The following is a 5,149-nucleotide window of genomic DNA, read 5'->3' as shown; positions in this document are numbered from 1 at the left end:
GGCCGAAATGTGCTCGTCTCAAGACAGGCTGAGAACCTGACCGGGTCTTCAACTGCCAGTGCTGCTAGACAGAAGTCGTCGTCCTAGCGGTGCTCCGCGCACTCTGCGAGCCTTCGCTGCAGAAAATCCCTTGCTGGCCCCGACCCGTTGCATTCCAACGCAACCCGGTACCACTCGGCGGCCTGCGCCCCTCGGCCCGCCCGCCGCAACAGATCCGCCCGAATCGACGCCACCGTCGCCGACCCCGCCAACCTGGGATCATCAGCGACCTCGTCCAGCGCCGCCAGCCCTGCGTCGAAGCCATCGCGGAACCCGATCGCCAGCGCGCGATTCGCCTGCGCGATCGGCGATTGAGTGATCTCGATCAACCGGTCATAGGCGGTGCAGATCAGAGGCCAGTCGGTCTGCTGCCAGGTCGGAGCCGTTGCGTGCACCGCGGCGATCACCGCCTGCGGCAGGTACGCGCCCGTCGACCCCTCCGCTCGACGCAACTGGTCTAGTCCGCGGGTGATCCGCGCCCGGTCCCACCGCGACCGGTCCTGCTCCTCGAGCGGCACCAATGCGCCTGAGTCGTCGACCCGGGTCTCCCGTCGCGAATCATGCAGCAGCACAAGGGCCGCCAGCGCATGAGCGTCGCGCTCGCTGGGCATCAGCGCGCACATCTCGCCGGCCAGGCGGATGCCCTCGTCGCACAGCTCGTCGCGGATCGCCGACGGGCCCGCCGTCGACCAGTAGCCCTAGGTGAACACCGAGTAGATGCAGGCCAGGACGTGCGGCACCCGGTCGGGCAGCAACTCGGCGGGTGGCACCCGCAGCGGAATATTCGCGCCGCGAATCTTGCTCTTGGCCCTGGTGATTCGTTGCCCGACCGCGGCCTCGGAGTGCAGCAGCGCCCTGGCGATCTCGGGCACCGTCAACCCCGAGATCAGCCGCAGCGTCAATGCCAGTTGCGACGCCCCGTCCAGCGCGGGATGCGCGCAGGTGAACATCATCCGCAATTCGTCGTCGCGCACGGGATGCACGGGCACTCCCTCGATGCGAGTCCAGGCGTTGTCCGTCACGGCGGCGCGTTCCTTTCCCGGCCGAACCGATTCGCGGCGCAGCCGATCGAGGGCACGGTTGCGGGCGACCGTCACGATCCACCCGCCGGGGTTGTCGGGCAGACCATCGCGCGGCCACGCGCGCAACGCCTCGGTGAATGCCTCCTGGACGGCGTCTTCCGCAACGGTGAGGTCACCGGACCATCGGGCCAATGCCGCCACGGCCGGACCCCACTCGCGTCGAAAGACGCCGTCCAGGTTGATCATTCAGCAGTGGCTAGAGGCCTGAAACGCCAGCCAGCTGCCGCACCTCGACGCCGCCTGCCGGGATCATCGACGCGAGCTTCACCGCTTCATCACGGTCGGTGGCGGACAGGACGTAGAACCCGTTGGCCACCTCCGCACCTTCCACGTACGGACCGTCGGTGAATGTGGTCTTTCCATCGCGCACGCGCACCGTCGTCGCCGCGCTCGGGGGATGCAGCGGCGCGCCGGCCAGGATATGGTCGCCGACAGCCTTGCCGAACTCGACGTGCTCTGCGACGCGGGCCACCCATTCCGGGCTGTCCGGCACGTTGACGTTCTCGGGTGACTCCAGTAGCAGGGCCAGCCACGCGTTGCCCACCGGTGCGGTCGGCGCGGTGTAGTGCACCATCGGCCAGACCTCGACCGCGCCGTACTTCGCTGCCGGAATCTGTTCGGCGAGTCCGAGCGCCTCGTCGAGGTTGTCCGCCTCGAATACGTAGTAGCCGCCGGCCACCTCGGCGCCCTCGGCGAAGGGGCCGTCGGTGACGCTCGGCTTCTCCGGCCCACCGGTGATGCGCCCGGCCGTCGATGACGGCACTAGCGCATCGCCGGCCCGGATGAATCGTGCGGCAGCCACGTGGAATTCCTGGTAGGCCGCCATTTCGCCGGGGTCGGGGGTGCCGGTGTTCTCGGGGCTGAGCAGCAGTGCGAAGTAGTGCATGGGAAGACCTCCGGGGTAGCGAGCAGAACCCTGTGTCCCACTCTCTACCCGTCCGACGAACGGCGCGTCCTCGATCCGACACGTTCCGCGTTCGCAAATCTCCTGACATGGGGGTCAATTGCACCCTGTGGCACACGCCATTGTGCGAGCATGCCCAAGGAGTCAGCGCTCGCGTGACTCGAAGCCGCGCTAAGTGGAGGTCGGCAGATGCGTCGCACAATCCGTTCGGTAAGTGTTGTCCTCATCGCGATGCTGGGCGCGATCGGGCTGGCCATCGGCTCCGCCTTCTCGGCCGCGCTCGCATTCGGAGCGGTCGCGCTGATCGTGCCCGGCACGGGCACGCACAACATCGAAAGCGTCATGGGCTACAAGGAGAACGCGGCGAACCGGTTCATCGACCCGTCCGGAGTGCCATGTACCTCGGGCGACGGTTGCGTGCTCGACGGCGTGCCGTACCCCGCGAGCTTCTTCCCGCTCGTCATCTTCCCGGGCTGGTGCCCGGGCCTGACGTGCGACACGTGGAACGCCTCCGTCGGCGCCGGCGTCACTCAGCTGGATACGCAGTTGAAGACAGTGCTGGCCGCACCAGTCACAGATGGCAACAAGCAGATCATCATCTTCGGTTATTCGCAGGGCGGTGCGGTCGTGTCCCGCGAGGCGCAGGCCATTCTGAACGATCCGACGATCGACACGACCCGTCTGTCCATCGTCACGATCGGCAACATCAACAACCCCCGGGGCCTGTGGTCGCGACTCAGCTTCCTGCCCACCATCCCGCTTCTCGACATCTCCTTCGGACCCCAACTACCGACTGAGGGGATCAAGAGCACCAACTACTCCTTCGAGTACGACCCGGTCGGTGACGCGCCGTCATATTGGGGCAACCCGCTGGCGATGCTGAACGCCCTCGCCGCCTTCGAGTACGTCCACGGCTACTACCTGGTGCCCAACAGCAATGGCACCCCCGACGAGACGATGCCGTACGGCTACGACAACGACAGTCTGGCGGCGGCCATCGCGGACCCGCACAACTCGCAGACCTACCACGACGCGACCTTCGTCCTGATTCCGCAGAAGGGTCCGCTGCCGCTGTATCAGCCGTTCCTCGACCTGGCGAAGCAGACCGGCACCGGCGCGATCATCAACCCACTCGTCGCGCTCCTCAATCCCGTCACCAAGCTGTTCGTCAACCTGGGCTACGACCGGGTGACCAACCCCGGCATCCCACAGATGCTGTCGATCCTGCCGTTCAACCCGTTCACGTTCAATCCGGTCACCTTCTCGGTGCAACTCGTGCAGGCCATCGTCCAGGGTGTGCAGGACGCGTTGAACGGCGGAGCGAGCATGCTCGCGCCGAACGCCGCACCCGCTTCCCAAATTCAGGCAGTGCAGTCCTTCTCGCGGCTTGCCTCGGCGCCCGTTCAGGGCGATCCGCCGGCGACGCTGGAGAACAAGATCGACAAGCCGGAAAAAGTCGTTCAGAACCTCGCCGACGACAACCAAGTCGACCAGGACGCTGCCGCAAAGGCTGCGGCTGCGCAGGCCGAAGCCGACAAGCAGGCGGCGTTGGACAAGGCAGCGGCGGAGCAGGCGGCCGCGGACGCGAAGGCGGCTGCGGACACAGCGGCCGAGGCGAAGGCCGCCGCGGATGCCAAAGCGGCGGCTGACAAGGCGGCCGCCGACAAGGCAGCTGCCGACAAGGCAGCTGCTGATAAGGCAGCGGCCGACAAGGCAGCCAAGGACGCCAAAGAGGCAGCCGAGAAGGCTAAGGATGCGGCGGCCAAGGACGCCGCTGCGCAGGCCGCCGCGGACAAGGCCAAGGAAGCAGCCGACAACGCCAAGGCGGCGGGTGCCGCCGGCGACGGCCCCACCAAGACCGACGGAAGCGTGACCGCGACGACGGACCCCGCAGGAAGCGACACCGGTGCTCCAGACTCGGAGAAGAAGGCGGCCTGACGGGGCTGCGGGCACGGCGGCGGACAACGCACGGCACGCCGCTCTCGGCGCTCGCTGTCCTGGGATTCAGCGGGTCCTCCAAGATTGAGGTGCTGGATCCGCTGCCCGAGTTCTGCCCGAGAGTGAATGCCGAGCTTGCGATAGGCGCGAGCAAGGTTGTGTTCGACAGTCTTTGGACTGACGAACAGCGTGGTCGCGACGTCACGGTTGGTCATACCGGACGCTGCGAGTTCGGCGACCCGTTGCTCGGACGGCGTCAGGCCGAGGTCTTGCGTCGCACTGACGCGGGTGCGCGCCAACTCCGCGCGGGCGCGCGCTGCCCAGAGCGGGGTGCCCAGCTGATCAAAGGCTCGCAGGGCTTCGTGCAGGGCTTCTGCCGCAGCATCCTTTCTGCGTTGCCGTCGGAACAGTTGGCCCAGAAGCAGATTCGTGCGTGCGCGTTCGAAGGGCATCGGTAGTCGTTCGTGCTCACGTAACGCTTGATGGGCCATGCGATCGGCGGCTTCGACGTCACCGCGGGCGGCCAGCCACATGCTGCGGCAGCGGGCACCTACCGCCAGCATCCACGGCCGATCGAGCCACTGCCCGTTGCGCTGCAGCGCGTCGATGAACGATTCGGCATCGTCTAGGCGACCCGTCGCCAGCATTGCCTCCACGGCATCCGGCACGAACGACGCGGTGATGATCTCCGTACCAGGATGGGCGTCGAATTCAGCGATCAGGGGCGCCAACGCGGTGAGCGCCTCGGTGTAGTTGCCGAGTGAGACTTCCAGGAATCCCAGGATGCCCATGGGGCGCGCCGAGAGTCTGGGCGCTTCGCAACGCCGTGCGGCCTCCAGCGCCGCGTGAGCGTAGGCGCGTGCTTCACCTTCGCGACCCGAATACGCCGCGACCTCCGCGCGCACCGTCTGGGCGATGGCGAGCATGTGGTCGCCGCCGAGTTGCTCGGCCCGTTCCATCGTGTCGTCGGCGATCTGGCCGGCATCGGCGAAGTTGCCACACCAGATTTCGATCAGCGCGCTGTGGAAGGACACGAATATCATGAGGTTTTCTGCCCCACGTTCGATCAGGCGGCGGCGGACATCCCGAACCTGCGTGCGCGCTTCCTCCAGTCGGCCCGTCCAGGCCAGTATCAACGCATGAGTTGTGCTGGCGCTCATGGGAATCTGCTGGTCGACATCGACGT

4 protein-coding genes and 2 pseudogenes are annotated in these 5,149 nt (G+C 66.8%); 3 read left to right on the top strand and 3 right to left on the bottom strand.

Going from position 1 to position 5,149, the window contains the following annotated elements; genetic code table 11:
* Positions 1–83: 83 nt before the first annotated feature.
* A pseudogene (locus QOD90_RS12690) lies at positions 84–1,307 on the bottom strand (RNA polymerase sigma factor).
* A 10-nt stretch (positions 1,308–1,317) separates the two neighbouring features.
* Positions 1,318–2,007: a YciI family protein gene (locus QOD90_RS12685; RefSeq protein WP_526350145.1), complete on the bottom strand. Its 690-nt coding sequence runs from the start codon at positions 2,005–2,007 to the stop codon at positions 1,318–1,320.
* A 207-nt stretch (positions 2,008–2,214) separates the two neighbouring features.
* Between QOD90_RS12685 and QOD90_RS12680 the strand changes: the two genes are divergently transcribed.
* Entirely contained in the window at positions 2,215–3,963 is a 1,749-nt protein-coding gene (locus QOD90_RS12680) for a PE-PPE domain-containing protein (protein WP_526350143.1), read from the top strand.
* Positions 3,964–4,130: 167 nt separating this feature from the next.
* Here QOD90_RS12680 and QOD90_RS12675 read toward each other — a convergent pair.
* A pseudogene (locus QOD90_RS12675) lies at positions 4,131–4,178 on the bottom strand (hypothetical protein); the annotation flags it as partial.
* A 267-nt stretch (positions 4,179–4,445) separates the two neighbouring features.
* Between QOD90_RS12675 and QOD90_RS12670 the strand changes: the two are divergent.
* Both QOD90_RS12670 and QOD90_RS12665 read left to right on the top strand, forming a co-directional pair.
* Positions 4,446–4,592: a hypothetical protein gene (locus QOD90_RS12670; protein WP_526350149.1), complete on the top strand. Its 147-nt coding sequence runs from the start codon at positions 4,446–4,448 to the stop codon at positions 4,590–4,592.
* 216 nt (positions 4,593–4,808) lie between these two features.
* Positions 4,809–5,149, top strand: a 341-nt coding sequence (locus QOD90_RS12665; RefSeq protein ID WP_526350147.1) for a hypothetical protein, incomplete at its 3' end; no start/stop codon positions are given.

The organism is Mycobacterium sp. (genome assembly GCF_032161845.1).
In the GTDB taxonomy this organism is placed as follows: domain Bacteria; phylum Actinomycetota; class Actinomycetes; order Mycobacteriales; family Mycobacteriaceae; genus Mycobacterium.
The sequence above is the reverse complement of the archived record's forward strand: the minus strand, read 5'-3'. Positions and strand labels throughout refer to the sequence as shown.